Raw genomic sequence first — 18,203 nt, forward strand, 5'->3', positions numbered from 1 at the left:
CCGAAAGGACTACCCATGGCCCTTCCCTCCGTACTCGCCGGCCCGCTCACCGTTCCGGTGGTCGCGTCGCCGATGTTCATCTACTCCGGCCCCGAGCTCGTGGCCGCGCAATGTCAGGCGGGCGTGATCGGGTCGTTCCCGGCACTCAACGCGCGGCCGCAGTCGGTGCTGGCGGAATGGATCGACCAGGTCAAGGAGAGCAACGAGGCGTTCGCGTCCGCGAACCCGGATCGGTACGTGGCGCCGTTCGCGGTCAACCAGATCGTCCACCGTTCCAACGACCGCCTCGAGCAGGACCTGGCCACCGTGGTCGAGCACGAGGTGCCGATCGTCATCACCTCGCTCGGTGCCCGCGAGGAGGTCAACGAGGCCGTCCACTCCTACGGTGGCATCGTCCTGCACGACGTGATCAACGACAGGTTCGCGCGCAAGGCCGTCGAGAAGGGCGCGGACGGACTGGTCGCCGTCGCCGCCGGTGCGGGTGGGCACGCCGGCACCCAGTCGCCCTTCGCGCTGGTCCAGGAGATCCGGGAGTGGTTCGACGGCCCGCTGTTGCTGTCCGGGGCCATCGCCCACGGCCGCTCGATCCTCGCCGCGCAGGCGGCCGGTGCCGACCTCGCCTACATCGGTTCGGCGTTTCTCGCGACCGAGGAGTCCCGCGCGACCGCCGCCTACAAGCAGATGATCGTGGACAGCGGTGCCGGCGACATCGTCTACAGCAACCTCTTCACGGGAATCCACGGGAACTATCTGCGGGGCAGTATCGAGGCCGCTGGCCTCAATCCGGATGACCTGCCGGAATCGGACCCGTCGGCGATGGACTTCGGCTCAGGTGGGACCACCGACTCCAAGGCGTGGCGGGACATCTGGGGCGCCGGCCAGGGTGTGGGCGCGGTGGACTCGATCGGATCCGTCCGCGCGCTGGTCGAGCGACTGCGGTCCGAGTACGACGACGCGCTGGCCGCCCTCACCGCGGGCCTGCCCGCGATGCGCTGAACCGGTGTCGCTGAAGTTCGCGATCCTCACCTCGCTCACCGAGCGGGAGGGCAGCGGCATCGAACTCGCCCGCAGGTTCGACAAGTCGATCGGGTACTTCTGGCCCGCGACCCACCAGCAGATCTACCGCGAGCTCGACCGGTTGGCCTCCGCCGGCCTCATCCGGGAGTTGCCGCAGGAGGGCCCGCCCCGGCGCGGACAGCCCAGACGGTTCGCCGTCACCGGTGACGGCCGGGACCTGCTGGTGGGGTGGATCGGCGAGGACGACGAGCCCGAACCGATGCGCTCGAGCATCGCGGTCCGGGCCCGCGCGGCGGCGGCCACGGGCAGGACGGGCGAGTTGCGGCGTTCCCTCGAGCACCACCGCCGACTGCGGCTGGAGAGCCTGCGCCGGTACCGCGAGATCGAGGAGCAGGACTTCGCGTCCCGCGACCCCGCCGAGGTGCGCGGCGCCCTTCAGCACCAGGTGCTCAAGCTGGGCATCCAGGCCGAGCAGGCATGGGTGGTCTGGTGCGACGAGACCCTCGAGGTGTTGGGTCGCCTGCCGTCGCCGGGGTCAGCGCCGTAGCGCCGACTCGAGCGACGCCAGCGACGCTTCGAGGAACCCGGGCCCGAACGGCGGCATCCCGCCGATCTCGGCGATCACCTCCGGGGGAGTGGCCGACCAGTCGTAGCGGAGGGCCACGTCGGTCGACTCGCCGACGGGGGTCAGGTCGTAGCGCCAGCGCCATCCGCCGGTGGAGACCTCCCCGGTGTCGTCGGGCTGGCCCGGCTCCCACTCAAGTGTCCGATCCGGGTCGAACGCGGTCACGACGTTGTGCATGACGTAGTGGCCGCCCCTGGCGTCGATGTACATGTTCATCACGAAGACGTCGCCCACGCCCGAGATGGGCTCGGTGGTGACCGCGTCGCGCACCCAGTCGCCGGGTTCGGTCTCCTTGTGGCGCGTCGGGTCGGCGAGGAGCGCGAAGATCTCCGACGCCGGCGCAGGGATCCGCCTGCGGGCGGTCATGGACGAGGCGTCGGCGGACGCGCCGGCGGAATCACCCGGGTCTGCGACAGTGGACACGGCATGCTCCTTCGATCGGCGGTGACAGCCCGGCCGGCCACGTGCTCATCGGTCTCGCCGACCTCTGTCGGTGCCGATTAGACCACCGGCGCGACCCTCAGTCGACCGTGAGCAGGATCTTGCCGTGGCTCTCGCCGGATTCCAGCAGGGCGAGCGCCTCAGAAGCCCGGCCGAGCGGGATCTCGCGGGAGACCCGGGTGGTGACGTCCCCGGCCGCGACCATCGGCCACACCTGGTCCACGACCTCCCGGCAGATGCCGGTCTTGCCGCCGGGGCCGTCGGTCGGGCGGGCCCGGAGGTTGGTCGCGAGGATGCCGGCCCTCTTGGGCAGCAACCTGCCCAGGTTGAGTTCGCCCTTCACCCCGCCCTGGAGCCCGATGACGATCACGCGACCGTCCGGCGCCAGGGAGGCGATGTTCTTCTCCAGGTACTTCGCGCCCATCACGTCCAGGACCAGGTCGACGCCACGGCCGCGCTCGTCGTCGTCGGTCCATTCCCCGACCCGGTCGACGAAGTCCTCGACCCGGTAGTCGATCACCAGGTCCGCGCCCAGTTCCCGGCACATCGCCACCTTCTCCGGCCCGCCGGCGGTGGTGGCCACGCGAGCGCCGAGGGCGCGGCAGACCTGGATCGCGTGGGATCCGATGCCGCCGGCTCCGCCGTGGATCAGCACGCGCGGGGCGCCGAGGTCGGTATCGCCCCATCGGGCCTGCGCCGCGAGGGCGCCCCGGCCGAGCCCGCCCGTCATGGCCAGATTCGACCACACCGTGCACGCCACCTCCGGCAGCGACGCGGCCTCGTGGAGCGAGACCCCGGCGGGGACGGGCATGACCTGTCCGGCCGGGACGGCCACCTTCTCCGCGTACCCGCCACCGGCGAGCAGGGCGCACACCTCGTCACCCACCGCCAGGCCCTCGACGCCCTCGCCGACCCCGGAGATCCGGCCCGAGCACTCGAGGCCCAGGATCTCCGACGCGCCGGGCGGCGGCGGGTAGTGGCCCCTGGTCTGCAGCAGGTCTGCGCGGTTCACCGCGGAGGCCGCGACGTCGACGAGCACCTCGCCGGGGCCGGCGACCGGGTCGTCGACCTCGGTCAGGCGCAGGGTGTCGGGTCCGTTGTCGTAGGAGATCGCCTTCATGCCCTCCGACGGTAGCCGGGTTGGGCCCGGAGGGCAGGCGGGCTGGGTGCGCCCGCCCGCGGTCCACTACGATGAACGGCGTCGTCAACGCGGGTTCCACGTGGAACCACGCGGTCGTGCGTGTCGCGGCGGACGGCGGGGAAGTGTGGCAGAGCGGCCGAATGCACTCGCCTTGAAAGCGAGCGTGCCTAAACAGCACCGGGGGTTCAAATCCCTCCACTTCCGCCCATGCAGTGGGCGCCCGGACGCGGGGGCTCAGTCGGCGACGCGGTCGATGTCGGCCGCAGACGCGTCCGAGATCGTGTCCAGTACCCGCGCGTAGGCGGGGGAGTCGCCCGAGACGATCGAGACGTGGTCCTCGCCGTCGATGAGGTCGAGGCGCGCCCGACCGTTGGCCCGCCGGACGGCTTCCACGTACCGGGTCGAGTTCTCCGGCGCGACCATCGTGTCGGCCGTGCCGTGCAGAGCGATGACGGGGACGTCGGGCGCGATGTTCTGCCGCGGGTCCACCATCGCGTACCGGGAGGGGACCTGGGAGGGTGTGCCGCCTATCGCCGTGACGATCCTGTCGTCACCGTGGGTCGCCGCATAGACCATGTCCAGCGGGCCGGCGATCGAGACCACGCGGGTGGGCCGGAAGGCGGGACTGGCGCCCACCTCGTCGTCCTCGAGCAGATGGCGGGTACCGCCCCAGACCGCGAGCTGTGCGCCCGCGCTGTGGCCCACCACGACTTCGTCGTCGGTGGTGAGCTGCGGGAACCGCCGGTCGACCTCGATTACATGGTCGAGCGCGTCCGCGACATCCCGGAACGTGACGGGCCAGCCGCCGCCGGACCCGACCCGTCGGTACTCGATGTTGTAGACCGCCATCCCGCGGCTCGCCAGCTCACGCGCCAGGGGATCGAAGATGTCCGCACCCAGTTGGTCCTGCCACGCCCCTCCGTGGATGAGGACCGCCAGCGGGATGGAATCGACCTCCTGGGCCCCGGCCGGCAGGTACAGGTCCGCCCAGTTCTGTTCCGGGTCCGCGGCGCCACCCCGGGTCGGGTACTCGAATCGCTGGACCGTGACCTCGTCCAACCGGACTGAGCCCGCATAGGTCGGTTCGACCACCGGTACCGCTGCCGTCGACATGCAGCCGGCGAGGCCGAGCGCGGCACCGGCCAGGACTGCGCTGACCACACCGGCACGTCTCGATCTCACGTCTTGTCCTCGCGACGACACGGCCACCACTTCCTCAGGATTCGATAAGGCGAAAAGCCTTGCTTTCTCCTCGGGTTGGCACGTAGCTCGGGGCGGGCGCGACAGATGTCTCGGAGAGTGAAACCAATCTTACTGACTGTCTGTCGCGGGACCCTGAGGGGAGCCCCCGAGCCGGTCCCTCGGGCGTGTCGGACGACCCCGGCCGACCGGCCGGGCCGTCTCGTCAACCGATGACGGTGACCCGGTCGGTCTCGGGGGCCGTCAGCGGGCCCTTCTCGGCGACGTACCGCCGCAGTGCGTCGAGGTCGGTCAACCCGGCCTCGCGGCGATCCCCGCGTTCGGCCAGGACGGAGCCGTCCCATTCGGGGGAGGAGAGGAACTCGTTCACCACGACCGTGTACTCGCGTCGGGGGTCGACGGGCTCGTCGTCGACGACTATCTCCGTCACCCGGTCTCCGGGCGGGCGTCCGAGGTCGACGGTGTAGCGCACGTTCGACGAGACGGCGGGGCCGTTGCGACCGATGTCGTCGGCGAAGTGGTCGAAGGCCGCGTGGAGTTCTTCCCCGCTCACGGTGACCAGGTACAGGCGGTCACCGTAGGGCTGCACGGTGTGCAGGGCGGCGTAGTCGAGGCGGCCGGCGGGGAGGTCGGTGAGCAGGGAGTCGGGGTTGGACAGTGCGAGCTCGGCACCCCGACCGCGGGTGGCGTGGAGCTGTCCGTCGGCGACGAGGTCGGCCAGGGGGGACTCGCCGTCGGCGTCCATGTCCCGCTCGATCGCCTCGTCGGCGGCGCCGATCACCTCGCGGGCCTCCGGCGCCGCCGCGGCCTGCGCCTGACGCACGAGTTCCTCGGTCCCGGCGTCGGGCGCGATGTCGAGGTTGACCGTCTGGTTGAACACCGATGTCTGGGGCCGGATCACATCGCCGGTCGACGGGTCGACCGCCAGGTCCACCACCGTGACGGACCGGCCGTGGGACGCGGGGGCCACGACGACGCGCTCGTCGTTCTCGGCGTCGAAGACGCGGCAGGTGGCCGGGCCTCCGGAGGCCCCCATGATCAGGGCGTCCACCGCGGGGTTGAGCTCCTTGACCAGGTCGATCTCGGTGAGCTCCTCGGGACAGGCCGCGGGGTCCAGGTTGGCGTGGACGGTATCGGACTGGACCATGGCGACGATCGCCTCCACGCCCAGGAACTGCAGCGACTCCACGGTGTCGTCGATCGCGCGGAGCGGGTCGGCCAGGCGGGTGGCCGTCTCCGGCAGGGACTCGGACGGAGCGGTCACCGCGACGACCCCCACCCGGACGTCGCCGACGCGGTGGATGGAGAACGGGAAGGTCGGGGCGGATTCGGGCGACGGGATGACGTTGGAGGCCAGGAACGGGAACGCCGCCCCACGGAACGGCGGGAGCGGTGGGTCGACGCGGCAGTCCTGCTCGGTCACGCAGCCCGGTGCGACCAGGGACCGGACATGGTCGGCACCCTTCTCGAGCTCGCGGCGACCGACGCCGGCTCCGTCCACACCGATCCGGTTGAAGAACTCGATGGTCGGTCGGTCGCCCAGCAGGGCGGCCTCGGGGGCGGTCCCGCCGATCGAGTCGCCGGTGGCGAGCAGCAGTGAGTCCTCCGCCTGCGCGCGTAGCTTCTCGACAGTGGCGGCGAGGTGCGGCCCGCCGCCGGCCGGGCGGACGTTCCCCGAGCCGTCGCGCAGCTCGCCCTGGAATCCCACGGGGCGGGACAGGGCGCCGGAGAACTCGCCGATCCCCAGGATGCGGACGGACCGTGTCTCCGCCGCCGGGCTCCACGGGCTGCTGGTCCGCCCGGTCTGGGCATCGGCGCGCGGTGGGGCGGCGAGGGTGGTGACGAGGGTCAGTGCCGAGAGGAACGCCAGCGCGACCAGGGTCACGCGCCCCGAGATGGACGTACGGACAGCTGCCGAGTTCACCACGTTCCATGAACTCTTCTGCAGCACACCGTCTCCTCAGCTGCGGGGACCGGAATTCCCCGCGATGCGGGGAACGCGACATCGTGAAGCGCTCCCCCAAACCCGGACCATGTTGCCGTTGCGAGGTCACGGGACCCCGCCGGAAGCGTCACGTTCTGGTTACGAATTGCCGGGCGGCGGTGAGGAACCGGTCGTTTTCCTCGGGATCTCCGATGGACACCCGCACTCCGTCGCCCGCGAAGCACCGGGTCACGACGAGGTGATCGCGGCAGTGGGCGTCGAAATCGGCCGAGGCGTCCCCGAGTGGGAGCCAGACGAAGTTCGCCTGGGTGTCCGGGACCGCGTGTCCCATCCCTAGCAGCGCGTCCCGCACCCGGGAGCGCTCGGCGACGACCGCGTCAGTGCGCGCCCGGAGCTCGTCCCCGGCCTCGAGGCAGGCGATCCCGGCGGCCTGGGCCAGGGAGCTCACGGAGAACGGGACGACCATCTTCGCGACCGGCACCACCAGGCTCACGGGTCCGACCAGGTAGCCGACGCGGAGACCGGCCAAGCCGTAGGCCTTGGAGAAGGTGCGCAGGGAGACCACGTTGGGGCGCGCCATCGCCTCGGCGACGCCGTCGACCGGGTCGTCCGACCGCATGTACTCGTAGTAGGCCTCGTCCAGTGCGACGGTGACCCGCTCGGGGATGCGGTCGAGGAACCGGGCGAGCTCGGCGCGGGACACCGCCGGGCCGGTCGGGTTGTTGGGGGTGCAGACGAAGATCAACCTGGTCCGGGCGGTCACGGTGGCGGCGATCGCGTCGAGGTCCAGCGAACCGTCGGCGCGGTTGGGGATCGCGATCGGCACCGCGTGGGCGATCCGGGCGATGATCGGATAGGCCTCGAAGGAGCGCCAGCCGAAGATCACCTCGTCGCCGGGTGCGCACACCGCCTGGACCAGTTGCTGGCACAGCGCCACCGAGCCGCAGCCGGCAGTGACGTTCTCGGTGGGCACGTCGAGGAAGTCCGCGAGCCGGTCGACGAGCGCGCCGGCCGTGATGTCCGGGTAGCGGTTGGAGGCCGCCGCGGCCTCGGCGATGGCCGCCGCCACGCTCGGCAGCGGGCCCGCGGTGGTCTCGTTGGACGCGAGTTTGACCGCGCCCGGTACGGAGGCGCCCGGAACATAGGCGGGGATGGCGTCGAGGTCGCTGCGCACGTCGGGGGACATGACTACAGGGTAGGACCACCCTCTGCGGGCCCGGTGTCCGGCCGTTTTGCGCACCGGCCCGGCGTGTGTGTACTGTAATTCCTCGTTGGCTCAGCAGAGCCTCCAGGAGGCGTGCCAGAGCGGCCGAATGGGACTCACTGCTAATGAGTTGTCCTCCTCAAAGGGGACCGGAGGTTCAAATCCTCTCGCCTCCGCCATGCCGGAGACCCGGGTGACCGGATATCTGGCACGACAGAAGAATAATGCGCCCGTAGCTCAATGGATAGAGCACTTGACTACGGATCAAGAGGTTAGGGGTTCGAGTCCCTTCGGGCGCACAGTGAGAACGCCCCCGTCCACGCGGACGGGGGCGTTCGTCATTTTCCGGGGTGCCGCGCTCACGCGACGATCGCGGTGTCCCGCCGATGGGCGCGCAGGGTCTCGACCTGGTCCCAGACCACGACTGCCCAGATCGTGGCGACGAGGCTCCACCGGATCGCGGTGGCCGCCGTGCCGCCGTGGTCCGTCGCGACGAGGTCGGGGTGGATCACCTGGTCATGGACCAGGACCAGGACCGTGAGAAAGGCGCCGAAGGCCACGTCGACGGCCACCTCGACCCCGAGCCGGACCCGGGTGTGGCCAGGCCGCACCAGGCGCCACACCTGAACGAGTGCGAGCGCGCCGAGCAGCAGCAGGTACCCGGCGAGCCATCCGGTGGGGATGTCGGGGTTCACCAGTGGTTCGCCGCCGTTGAGGTGGCCGATGTACAGGAACGTCGACGGGACGAACGGCACGGCGGCCAGGATGGCCAGCATCACCAGGGACACGACCGCGTCGACGCGGGTCTCTGCCCCGCCCCGGGGCCCGTCCAGGTGTGCCGGGTCCCAGGCGGGGGTGGTGAGCGGGCTCCGTCCGCCCTCGGGGGTGGTCCGTTCGACTATCACCACCACGAGCGTCCACGCCGCGAAGGCCCACAGCAGGGCGCCGGCCACGGAGCTGATGAGCTGGCCGATGAGGCCGCCGAGCTCCGGCTCCGGGGTGGTCGAGATGTAGAGGATCCCGCCGGCCAGCGCCGCGATGACGCCCACCACCGGGAGGAGCCACCGCAGCACCCGTGCCCAGACCGGATAGATCCCGGGGCCCACGAGATACCGGGGAGCGCCCGAGTAGCGGCGCGCGAGTTCGGCCGGATCGCCGAGGCGCGTCAGGACCGCGCGTTCGGCGGAGTCGCGCGCGGCCGTCTCGCCGGCGCCGTTCCCGGCGTCGGGTTCCGCGGCCACCATGTCGTCGATGGTCGCGGCGATCTCCGAGGAAATGTCGCCGCGCTGGTCCTCCGGGAGGTGGCGGACCACCTCGGAGATGTAGCGATCGGTCAGTGTGGACATCACGCGTCCGCCTTTCGCAGATCGGTGTAACCGGCGCCCAGCGCCAGCCATTCGGAGTGCAGACGCTCGGCGGTCTCGGTGCCGAGCGCGGTGGTCTCGTAGTACTTGCGGGGTCTGGGTTCCTCGGTGCGCCAGGTCGAGGTGAGCAGTCCCTGCCCCTCGAGGCGGCGCAACAACGGGTAGAGGGTGTTGGCCTCGGTGACGATGCCCGCCTCGGCCAGCGTGGTGAGCAGCGCGTACCCGTACCTGGGCGTCCGGCAGGCCAACAGGCTCGCCAGGACCACCGACCCCCGCCGGATCTCCTGTAGGTGGGTGCCCAGTGCCGTGTCCCCGTCGTCGACCATGACGGACACGTTAGTGTGTGTCACACACTATGTAAATGGGGCACAGCATAAACGCGGCCGGCCCATCGGGCCGACCGCGTTCCTGGAAAAGCGTGGGGATGGGGATCTATGCCGCGGCCCTGGTCTTCTTGACCCGCACCCGCTGATAGGGCGCCGCGACGGACTCGCCGATCGCCTGCGCGATGAGGTCCTCGGCGGTCCGGTTCTTCCGCGCCAGCGTGGCGACCAGCTTGGTGAACCGGGCGCCGCGGGCGAACTCCTTGGCGCTGCGGTCCTCCACGGCGAAGAACAGCTTGGCCTGTTCGGGCAGTAGCGACAGCACGCCGTTGAGGATCTGTCGGGTGACCCACTTGGCCACCGGCCCCTTTACGTCAGGGTGGCGCAGCGAGTGGCCGGCCATCGCCGCGAAGATGGTCAACGCCTTGGTGTTGAGGCCGTCGCTGACGTACTGGTCGACTTCGGCGAAGGTCTCGAAGTAGGGGCCCGGCACGTGCAGTTGCTTCGCGCCGCGGTGGGACTCCACCACCACGCGGTTCGCGTCGGAGGTCGACAGTCCCGGCCCGAACTCCTGGTAGCCGCGCACCGCGGACCAGATGTACGTCCACCACGTCCACCGCATCCACTCGGGCTGCTTGGCGCTGACCACCTCGCCGGTCTCGGGGTCGGTCCAACTCGCCTGCTCGTGGAGGTGGTCGACGCGCGTGGCCGCCGCATCCGCGTGGGCGGTGTCGGCGAAGACCGAATCCCGCAGGTAGGCGGCCGTGCGGTCGAACCTCGCGGCCATCTCATCGGCGCCTTCGCTGGTCAACGACACCCGCTCGAAGTGGGTCATCATGCCCGGCTCGAGCATCTGGAGGAAGAGCGCGTTCTTCGCGCCGAGCCCCGAGGCGGGGTCCGAGAACACCCGCCAGGAGACGCTGTCGGGGCCGTAGTACCCGTCATCGGCGCGGGGAGCGTCGGAGAGTCGGAGGGGGACGTGGGTGTCGGGCATGGAGTCGCTTTCGGTTCGGGGGAGCGGAGGTTCGGGGGTTCGGGAAATCGGGGGTCGGGAGCGGTGGCCGAGATCTCGACCAGCCCGGACAATAATAAGTCCTTCACACTCCGCGTCGGCGGATACCACCGGGAACGGCGCGGCACCGGGCGTCACCCGGCACCCGGCGCCGCCGACCACGGTGGTCATCGCCGGGATGGTCCCCTAGCGTTGGCGGCGTCCGGGCGTTGACGAGCGAGGGCGAAGTGGGTGCGGCGATGCGAACCTACGGTCTACGGCGACCCCGGCGGGTCGGGCATCGGTTCCTCGGGTCCCTGGTCGCCGCGGCGCTGACCCTCTCGGGATGTGCGGGGACCGATGACAGCCCTGGGGGTCCCCCGGATAACCCGGCCTCCGTTGAGCCGGAGCGCATACCCGAACCCGCGATGCTGTCCCAGCAGGGAGTGAACGCCGGGCATCCGCTCGCCGCCGGGGCCGGGATGGAGATGCTCGAGGCCGGGGGCACCGCGGTGGACGCCGCGCTCGCCGCCGCGTTCGCCGTCTCGGTCGTCGAGCCCTACGCCTCGGGGGTGGGAGGTGGTGGCTCGGCTCTGGTCGCGACCCGGGACGCGGCTCCGGAGGCGTTCGACTACCGCGAGGTCGTCGCCGCCGACGGCGTCATCCCACCGACCAACACGGGTATCCCCGGTTTCGTCGCCGGGATGGCGGAGCTCCACGCCCGGCACGGCACCCTCGAGTGGGCCGAGCTGCTGGAGCCTGCCGCGCGGATGGCCGAGGGCGGCGTTCCGGCCACCGGTGCGCTCACCTCGAGGGTCGCCGTCGGTGGAGCAGCTGCGGTCTCAGGTCTCGAGCAGTTCTCTCCGGGTGGTGTGCCGCTGCGGGTCGGCGACACCCTGGTCCAGGCCGAACTCGGCGCCACCCTCCGCACACTCCAGAACGAGGGGCCGGAGAGTTTCTACACCGGCCGGATCGCGGACCGGCTCACCGTGATCGAGGGGATCGACCCGACCTCGCTGGAGCGGTACGCGGTGCAGCGCAGCGAACCCCCGCAGGGCCCGGTGGGCGACTACGAGGTGGTCTCGGGGGCGCCGGCCCTGCCCGGAGTCGCGCTCATCCAGATGCTGCAGGTGTTGGAGAGCCAGGGGATCTCGGAGGTCGACCCGGAGTCGACGGAGTACGTCCGGCGCCTCTCCGAGGCGTGGCTCATCGGCGAGCGGACCGTGCGGACGGAGCTGGGCGACCCGGCCTTCACCGACGTGCCCGTCGACGAGCTGGTCGACCCGGTCAGGAACGCCGAGCTCGTCGGTGGCGCGGTGCCCCCCGCGCCGAGGGGTGAGAACCTGGAGAAGCCAGGGAACACGACCCACCTCACGGTCGTCGACAGCAGCGGCACGGTGGTGTCGATGACCAATACCCTCACCCAGTTCTGGGGTTCGGGGACGGAGGTCGGCGGGTTCTTCCTCAACGACCAGCTCAGCCGGTTCGACACGGTGGACTCCCCGCGGAACCAGCCCGAGCCGGGCAGGCGATCGGTGACGTGGTCCAACCCGACCCTGGTGCTGGACGACCGGGGCCGGCCGGTTCTGGGCCTCGGCACGCCGGGCGGGGCGAACATCCTGAGCGTCCTCGCCAACACCCTCACCCGGTGGGCGCTGCTCGGCCAGTCGCTGGAGGAGGCGGTGGCGGCCCCGCGGTTCCGGTTCGACGGCGCGTCGCGGACCCTCGTCGTGGAGTCGGCGTTGCTGGGTTCACCGGCGGCGCGGGGGGTCGGGGCGCTGGGCTGGGAGGTCTCGCCGTCCCCCGGGGGGCTCTTCGGATCGGTCCAGGCGCTGGAGATCGACTACGAGACCCGGACGGTCTCCGGCCCCACGGACACCCGGCTCGAGGCCGGGACGGTGATCGTCGACGCGGAGGGGTGAGCCGCGCGCCGCGGCCCGGTCGGGGGTGGGGGCCGGAGTACGACGACGACGAGGTCGCGCATTTCCTAGGCTGTGCCGATGGCTCAGCCCGCGCGAGAGGCGCTCCGCCGCAACGCCGGCCATCTGGCGTCGGTGGCATTGGTGCTCATGTGGAGCTCGGGCTACGTCGGCGCGGAACTCGGGATCCGGGCCGGTGGCACCCCGCTGCAGTTGTTGGGCTGGCGGTTCTCGATCCTCGGCGTGCTGTTGGTGACGGTCTGCCTCGCGCTGGGTGTGCGGTTGACCGATCGCGCGGCGTGGACGCGGCAGGCCGTGTTGGGTCTGTTCAGTCAGGCGTTCTTCCTGTTCATGATCTTCGAGGGGGTCTCTCGCGGCGTCGACGGCGGGACCGCGGCGCTCATCGCCGCGCTCCAGCCGCTGCTCGTGGCCACGGTGGCGGGCAGGGTCCTGGGTGAGCGCACGACGGCCGGCATGTGGGTCGGCATGGTCCTCGGGATGGCGGGCGTCGTGGTGGTGGTCTCGGGCGGTCTCGACGCGGGCGCCGCCCCGTGGTGGGCGTACCTGTTCCCGGCGGCGGGCATGCTCAGCCTGGCGACGGGCACGGTCCTCACGCAGCGTCTGCGGCCCACCGAGACGCTGCTGCAGTCGATCACCATGCAGTCCGTCGTCGCGGGGATCACCCTGATGTCGGCGGCACTGGTGACCGGCCAGGCGGCGCCCGTGGCCGACCCCGACTTCTGGGCGGCGGTGGCCTGGTTGGTGTTCCTGTCCACCCTGTGCGGGTATGTCCTCTTCGTGTTCGTCACCCGCACCCGTGGCGCCACCGTCGCCAGCGTGCTGCTCTACCTCACCCCGCCCACGACCATGGTCTGGGTGTGGCTCATGTTCGGTGTCCCGATCACCCTCCTCGCGGTGGTGGGGATGGCGATCAGTGCGGTCGGCGTGACCCTGGTGTTGCGGTCCCGGGTGGTGCGTGACAGGTCAGCGCGTACGTCGGAAGAGCGCGGCCGGGCGGCCGCGTAGGGCCGTGGACAGGGCCACCTCGCCGTCGTCGTCCAGGACGGGTTCCAGGTGCGGCCGCATCCGCCGGGCGAAGTTGTCCTTGTGCAACTCCTCGCCGATCACCGCCTCGTGCACCCGGCGCAGCTGGAGCAGCGTGAACGGTTCGGGCAAGAATCCGTCGGGGTCGGGACCCACGTCGACGTAGCGCAGTCGGATCTCGTAGCGCTCGCGGACGTCACGGATCGCGGCGTCGACGATCGCGTCGTGGTCGAACAGCAGTGAGGAGACGCCGTCGAGCCGACCGTCGGCCGTGACCCTCGTGAGCTCGCCGTCCGCTCCGGTCAGCGCGGACTCGGGCAGGGGGAGTGAGTGCGCGACCGAGACGGCCCATGTCCGCTCGTCCCGATCCGGGTCGTCGAAGAGTCGCAGCAGGCGGGGGCGGATGGTCTCGTGCGGGGTGATCTTCACCTTCTCGCGGAGGACGTGGTCGGCGGTCTCGGCGACGGTCGTCCGCTCACGGAGGAAGGCGCCGGGGAGTGCGCGGCCGTCCGGATCGGTGCGCGGCTGGGTGAGGACCCGCAGCTCGGGGTCGGTGCCGCCGGCCCCCGTCACGGTGAGGATCGCCAGGTCCACGGCCACGGCGGGCCGGGGGAATTTCTCGAGATCGGACATGGTCTTCACTTTAGCGCGATCGGCGTGCTAACATTTAGCGCGTTGAGAGTGCTAAAGAAGTGGAGGGGTCATGAGAAGGCAACGAGACGACGACATGAGCGAGGCCACCGAGTGCGCCTGGGGCATGTTCCTGGACACGCTGATCCTGCGGATCGGTGCCGTCGGGGACGGCGAGGCGTTGGCGCTGGTGGCGCCGCCGGGTCCGGAGGGTTGGAGTCAGCAGCTCGTCATCCGGGCGGACCGCGAGCGGGGGTTCATGTGGGTCACCCGCGGGATCGCCGGCAGTACCGCGGCGGAGGAGGTCGTGGTCAGCGCCGGCCCCGACGGGGCGTTCGCGCTGGCCGAGGCGATCGTCCGCGTGGCGCGCGAGGACCTGCGGCTGCCACACCCGCAGCTGTTCACGGCGCGGGCGGACGGTCGCGGTGCGGTCGAACTGGCCGGGGCCCTCGGGCTCGCGGGCCCGGCTCCCGAGGAGGTGGGCGGACCGACCGGTCGCGCCGCCGGCGGGGTCCGGGGTGGCCCGGACGTCCTGCGTCCGACGGTGGTGGACGCGGTGAGGACGTCGTTCGGGCAGGAGCCGGCCATCGACGACGACGGGGACGTGTCCTTCACCGTCGCCGGGACCAGGGTGTTCGTCATCTTCAGTCCCGACGGAGGCCTCATCCAGGCCTGGGCCCTCGTGGTCCGGGGCGTCTACAGCCGGCGCAACACCGCCGTCGAGGTGGACCTGCTCAACGGCAAGGGGATGTGGAGCACCTGGTACCTCAGTGGCCGCGACGTGTTCCAGAGGCTCACGCTTCCCACCCGCCCCCTGTCGGCGGACAACCTCGAAGGCATGCTGCGCGCCTTCGCGAGGGATCTCGAGCAGAACAGGGATGAGCTGGCGTACCGGCTCGGAGGGAAGGCGGCGTGATGACGGACAACGCAGGATCGGCATGGGGCGACCGGGTCGCCGGCGTGATGCTGGGGACCGCAGTGGGTGACGCTCTCGGCGCCGGCTACGAGTACGGCTCGGCGCCGCTCGGCCCCGACGGCCCCCGGATGATCGGCGGCGGCCTGGGCGGTTTCGCGCCGGGGGAGTGGACAGACGACACCTCCATGGCGTGGTGCGTACTCGAGGTGGCCGCCCAGGGGCGTGGCCTGCTCGATGACGAACCGCTGTCGGAGGTCGCCCGGAACTTCGGCCGCTGGTACGACTCCGGTCCGCCGGACATCGGCAACCAGACCGCCGCCGTGCTGCGGGCTGCGGGACCGGCGCCGACGGCGGCCGCGGCGCGGGAGGCGGCCGGGGAGCACTTCCGGCGGAGTCACCACTCGGCCGGCAACGGCTCCCTCATGCGCACGGCCCCCGTCGCCCTGGCGCACCTCGGCGATCCCGTCGCCGTGGCCCGGGCCGCTGCGGGCGTGAGTGACCTGACCCACTCCGATCCGCGCACCGGACAGGCCTGCGTCCTGTGGTCGTTGGCCATCGACCGGGCCGTGCGGGAGCAGGTGCTCGACCTCCGCGGCGGACTGGAGCACCTCGACGAGCCCGACCGGGAGTACTGGGCGTCCTGCATCGACGAGGCCGAACAGGGGCCGCCCGAACGGTTCCGCCGCAACGGTTGGGTGGTGACAGCACTGCAGTCCGCCTGGTCGGCGATCCACCACACGCCGATCCCCGCCGCGGATCCCGGGCGTCACCTCGCCGACTCACTGGTCACGGCCATCGGCATCGGCGGCGACACGGACACGGTCGCCGCGATCGCCGGCGGCCTGCTGGGCGCGCGGTGGGGCGCGACGGCCGTGCCCGCGCAGTGGCGGAGCATGTGCCACGGTTACCCGGGTCTGACGGGGGACGACCTCGTCGCACTGGCCCACGCTGCGGCCGGCACCGCGGCGGACCGGGGCCCGCGTCGGTGAGCCCGTGGACGCCCGGGCCCGTGCGGGAGATGATTCAGGGGTGAACCCCCAGCAGCCCGACCTGCAGCGTGCTCTCGCCGACCTCGACGCCCGGCTCGGACGCATCAGCGCGGACGTCGCGGAGGTCCGCGCCGGGCTGTCGGCGCTCGGTCGCCAGGCCGGTCCCGCGATGGCCGGGCAGTCGCCACAGGGGGAGTCGCCGTGGCGGGCGGGCGCCCCGTCGCAGGGGACGCCCGCTCCGCCACACCCGGGCGGGCCGTGGCGTCCGCCGGGGCGGAACGAGCCCCCCGGGCACTACGTGGCACCCGCGCCGCCCGGGGGCCGTGCGCACCCCGACCGGCCGTGGCAGCAGCCCGCGGAGCCGGCGTCACGACAGACGCCGCGACGGGCGCCGCGTATCACCGCCGCCACCGTCATCGCCGCGATCGGCGGAGCGGTCATGCTCGCCGGGATCGCGTTCCTGCTGGTCGTGGCCATCCAGGCCGGGCTGTTCCCGCCACTCGCCCGCGTCATCGCCGCGGCGGTCCTGGCGGCGGTGCTCATCGGGCTCGGCCTGCGGCTGCAGTCCCGCCACGAGCCCACGACCGCAACCGAACCGACGGCCGACGCGCCGGTCAACCCCGGTGCCCTCGCCCTGGTCGGGACCGGCCTGGCCGCGGCGATGCTCGACGTCATCGCCAGCACCACGCTCTACCTGTGGATCCCCGTCCCGGCCGCGTACATGTTCGTCGGGGGGCTCGCGCTCGGCGGGATGGCCCTCGCCGGGCGGTGGTCCTCCGGGCTGCTCGCCTGCCTGGTCTCCGCCGGCACGATGCTGCTGGCACCCCTCATCTCCACCGGCGTCGAACTGCCGGTCTTCGTCGCGATCGTCGGCATCGCCACCGCGGTGCTCGCGGCCGACCTCGGGGTGGCCGTCCGCGTGGTGTGGTCCGTCCTGCCCGGGTTCCTGCTCACCGGTTACCTCTCGCAGGCGGCCCTCCTCGGTCGCGGCGACCAGATCGCGCTCATCGTGAGCGCGCTCGTCTTTGCCACCGTGGGCGTGGGGGTGGCCTGGTTCGACACCGCCCGCCGCAGTCCGGCACTGGAAAACGCCGCCCTCGTCGTCGTCCCCACCGCGTTGCCCCTCGCCCTCCTGCCGGCCACCCACCTTCTCCGGCCCGGATGGCCGGTCGGGTTGGTCCTCGCCGCGGCCTACCTCGCCGTCGCCGTCCTCGCCGGCCGTGCCGGCCGCGACCGCACGCACGTGCTGCTCTCCGCGGTCACCGGGGTCGTCGGGAGCGCGCTGCTACTGCTGACGTGGGTGGAACTGGGCGGACGGGAGCTGACCGGGTTCGCTCTGACCCTGAGCGCCCTGGCCTACGTCGTGGCGGCCGGCCTGTGGGGGCGGCGGTGGGTGGACTGGGTGGCCGGGGCCGCGGCCGCGATCGCGGTGCTCGTCTACGCGGCCGTCAACCGGCCGCACCTCGCGCTGAGCGAACGGCTCGCGGTCCGGGAGTTCACCTACTGGGACGTGGTCTCCGCGTTCGCGATCACGGCGCTGGCGGTCGCCGTGACGTGGTGGGCGCGTCGCCGCCTGCCCCGCGAATCGACGCGCGTGGTGATGGTGGGTGCCGTCGTCGCGCTGGCGGGTCTCTCGGTGATGGTGGTTGCCGCCGGTGTGGTGATCGGTGGCCTGACCGGCGCGGCCCGGAACGGATACCTCGCCGCGCACCTGGTGGTGACGGTGCTGTGGATCTGCTGCGCCGCCTGGTTGGTCCTCACCTCGACGGCGCGCATCGCCGACGCCCGCAGGCTGGGCTTCGTCCTGGGCGCACTCGCGCTGGCCAAGCTGCTCCTCCTCGACCTGGCCACCCTGCCGGGGCTGTTCCGCGTCCTGTCGTTCATCGCGGTCGGCGCGGTGATGCTCGCGGTGGCGGTGCGCTACCGCAAGGAGACCGAACCGTCGGGCAGTGGGTCTCCGACGTAGACGCGGAAAGCGCGCGGCTGGGCGCCGGACATCAGCACCTCGACCTCCGGGTGGTCGACCTCGTCCGGGTCGTCGGAGGGCAGGCTCCACACCACCTCGCCGGCGTCGGTCAGCTCCCGCAGTGCCAGCCGCGTGGCGCGGACCCACGTCACGTGGCGCAGTGCGGGCTCGTCACGTAGGACATGGTCGGCCAGACCCTCGCGGTCACGCAGGTCGACCATGAGGCGTTCGCCGTCCGGGGCCTCGTAGGAGGTACAGACGTGATCGACCAGGACGGACAACGGCCACGACGGCCCGGAACCGAGCAGATCGATGATGATCATGCGCGCATCGCCGACCTGGCAGGCCGTCGGTGTGGTGAGGATCTGGAGCCGGTCGGCGACGTCCTCGGTGATCTCGATGAGCTGAACGGTCATGATGAACCCCTGTCCGACGGAGACGGTCGACAAGAGGGATCGCGGCGCGGCCCCGAACCGTCCCGACTGTGA

General features: G+C 71.7%; 17 protein-coding genes and 3 tRNA genes. 10 read left to right on the plus strand and 10 right to left on the minus strand.

Annotated features, from left to right (window positions below):
* Nucleotides 1–15 precede the first annotated feature (15 nt).
* Both L8M95_RS12340 and L8M95_RS12345 read left to right on the plus strand, forming a co-directional pair.
* Nucleotides 16–996 carry a nitronate monooxygenase family protein gene (locus L8M95_RS12340; RefSeq protein WP_260486430.1) on the plus strand — a complete coding sequence of 327 codons (981 nt, stop codon included), beginning with the start codon at nucleotides 16–18 and terminating at the stop codon, nucleotides 994–996.
* A gap of 4 nt (nucleotides 997–1,000) precedes the next feature.
* Entirely contained in the window at nucleotides 1,001–1,564 is a 564-nt protein-coding gene (locus L8M95_RS12345; protein WP_260486431.1) for a PadR family transcriptional regulator, read from the plus strand.
* Here the strand turns inward: L8M95_RS12345 and L8M95_RS12350 are convergent.
* Nucleotides 1,553–2,065 (minus strand): SRPBCC family protein, encoded by a 513-nt coding sequence (locus L8M95_RS12350; protein ID WP_396118809.1) that lies wholly within the window; start codon nucleotides 2,063–2,065, stop codon nucleotides 1,553–1,555. The genes L8M95_RS12345 and L8M95_RS12350 overlap by 12 nt on opposite strands.
* Nucleotides 2,066–2,162: 97 nt before the next feature.
* Nucleotides 2,163–3,203 (minus strand): NAD(P)H-quinone oxidoreductase, encoded by a 1,041-nt coding sequence (locus L8M95_RS12355; RefSeq protein ID WP_260486432.1) that lies wholly within the window; start codon nucleotides 3,201–3,203, stop codon nucleotides 2,163–2,165.
* A gap of 139 nt (nucleotides 3,204–3,342) precedes the next feature.
* Between L8M95_RS12355 and L8M95_RS12360 the strand changes: the two genes are divergently transcribed.
* A tRNA-Ser gene (locus L8M95_RS12360) sits at nucleotides 3,343–3,428 on the plus strand.
* A gap of 30 nt (nucleotides 3,429–3,458) precedes the next feature.
* Here the strand turns inward: L8M95_RS12360 and L8M95_RS12365 are convergent.
* The 3 genes from L8M95_RS12365 to L8M95_RS12375 form a co-directional block, all read right to left on the minus strand.
* Nucleotides 3,459–4,337 (minus strand): S9 family peptidase, encoded by an 879-nt coding sequence (locus L8M95_RS12365; RefSeq protein WP_260489249.1) that lies wholly within the window; start codon nucleotides 4,335–4,337, stop codon nucleotides 3,459–3,461.
* A gap of 292 nt (nucleotides 4,338–4,629) precedes the next feature.
* Nucleotides 4,630–6,375: a bifunctional UDP-sugar hydrolase/5'-nucleotidase gene (locus L8M95_RS12370; protein WP_260486433.1), complete on the minus strand. Its 1,746-nt coding sequence runs from the start codon at nucleotides 6,373–6,375 to the stop codon at nucleotides 4,630–4,632.
* 121 nt (nucleotides 6,376–6,496) lie between these two features.
* A complete protein-coding gene (locus L8M95_RS12375) occupies nucleotides 6,497–7,555 on the minus strand; it encodes a pyridoxal phosphate-dependent aminotransferase (protein ID WP_260486434.1) in 1,059 nt (352 codons plus the stop codon).
* Between the two features lie 105 nt (nucleotides 7,556–7,660).
* Between L8M95_RS12375 and L8M95_RS12380 the strand changes: the two genes are divergently transcribed.
* Nucleotides 7,661–7,752: transfer RNA gene (locus tag L8M95_RS12380), tRNA-Ser, on the plus strand.
* A gap of 47 nt (nucleotides 7,753–7,799) precedes the next feature.
* Nucleotides 7,800–7,872: transfer RNA gene (locus tag L8M95_RS12385), tRNA-Arg, on the plus strand.
* 60 nt (nucleotides 7,873–7,932) lie between these two features.
* Here L8M95_RS12385 and L8M95_RS12390 read toward each other — a convergent pair.
* From L8M95_RS12390 to L8M95_RS12400, 3 genes are all read right to left on the minus strand, one after another.
* Complete coding sequence (locus tag L8M95_RS12390) at nucleotides 7,933–8,919, minus strand: HAAS signaling domain-containing protein (RefSeq protein ID WP_260486435.1); 987 nt, start codon at nucleotides 8,917–8,919, stop codon at nucleotides 7,933–7,935.
* A complete protein-coding gene (locus L8M95_RS12395) occupies nucleotides 8,919–9,263 on the minus strand; it encodes a PadR family transcriptional regulator (protein WP_260486436.1) in 345 nt (114 codons plus the stop codon). Before L8M95_RS12395 ends, L8M95_RS12390 begins: the two co-directional genes overlap by 1 nt.
* A 106-nt stretch (nucleotides 9,264–9,369) precedes the next feature.
* Nucleotides 9,370–10,254 carry an oxygenase MpaB family protein gene (locus L8M95_RS12400; RefSeq protein WP_260486437.1) on the minus strand — a complete coding sequence of 295 codons (885 nt, stop codon included), beginning with the start codon at nucleotides 10,252–10,254 and terminating at the stop codon, nucleotides 9,370–9,372.
* Nucleotides 10,255–10,679: 425 nt separating this feature from the next.
* Here L8M95_RS12400 and L8M95_RS12405 point away from each other — a divergent pair, with 425 nt between their 5' ends.
* On the plus strand, nucleotides 10,680–12,173 hold the full coding sequence (locus L8M95_RS12405; RefSeq protein ID WP_260486438.1) for a gamma-glutamyltransferase: 1,494 nt from the start codon (nucleotides 10,680–10,682) through the stop codon (nucleotides 12,171–12,173).
* A gap of 78 nt (nucleotides 12,174–12,251) precedes the next feature.
* Nucleotides 12,252–13,196, plus strand: coding sequence for a DMT family transporter (locus L8M95_RS12410; protein ID WP_260486439.1), 945 nt, complete (start codon nucleotides 12,252–12,254; stop codon nucleotides 13,194–13,196).
* Here L8M95_RS12410 and L8M95_RS12415 read toward each other — a convergent pair.
* Nucleotides 13,155–13,847 carry an NrtR DNA-binding winged helix domain-containing protein gene (locus L8M95_RS12415; protein WP_260486440.1) on the minus strand — a complete coding sequence of 231 codons (693 nt, stop codon included), beginning with the start codon at nucleotides 13,845–13,847 and terminating at the stop codon, nucleotides 13,155–13,157. The genes L8M95_RS12410 and L8M95_RS12415 overlap by 42 nt on opposite strands.
* Nucleotides 13,848–13,917: 70 nt before the next feature.
* On the opposite strand from L8M95_RS12415, the gene L8M95_RS12420 reads away from it, so the two are divergent.
* From L8M95_RS12420 to L8M95_RS12430, 3 genes are read left to right on the plus strand one after another with little or no spacing between them, the layout of a single operon-like run.
* Nucleotides 13,918–14,760: a T3SS (YopN, CesT) and YbjN peptide-binding chaperone 1 gene (locus L8M95_RS12420; protein ID WP_260486441.1), complete on the plus strand. Its 843-nt coding sequence runs from the start codon at nucleotides 13,918–13,920 to the stop codon at nucleotides 14,758–14,760.
* The gene (locus tag L8M95_RS12425) at nucleotides 14,760–15,749 is read left to right on the plus strand and encodes an ADP-ribosylglycohydrolase family protein (RefSeq protein ID WP_260486442.1); all 990 of its coding nucleotides are present in this window, start codon (nucleotides 14,760–14,762) and stop codon (nucleotides 15,747–15,749) included. The genes L8M95_RS12420 and L8M95_RS12425 overlap by 1 nt, the downstream gene beginning before the upstream one ends.
* Nucleotides 15,750–15,789: 40 nt before the next feature.
* A complete protein-coding gene (locus tag L8M95_RS12430; RefSeq protein WP_260486443.1) occupies nucleotides 15,790–17,715 on the plus strand; it encodes a DUF2339 domain-containing protein in 1,926 nt (641 codons plus the stop codon).
* Here L8M95_RS12430 and L8M95_RS12435 read toward each other — a convergent pair.
* Nucleotides 17,670–18,131 (minus strand): hypothetical protein, encoded by a 462-nt coding sequence (locus L8M95_RS12435; protein ID WP_260486444.1) that lies wholly within the window; start codon nucleotides 18,129–18,131, stop codon nucleotides 17,670–17,672. The genes L8M95_RS12430 and L8M95_RS12435 overlap by 46 nt on opposite strands.
* Nucleotides 18,132–18,203 lie beyond the last annotated feature (72 nt).

Origin of the sequence: Dietzia sp. B32 (assembly GCF_024732245.1) — a bacterium.
Classification (GTDB): domain Bacteria; phylum Actinomycetota; class Actinomycetes; order Mycobacteriales; family Mycobacteriaceae; genus Dietzia.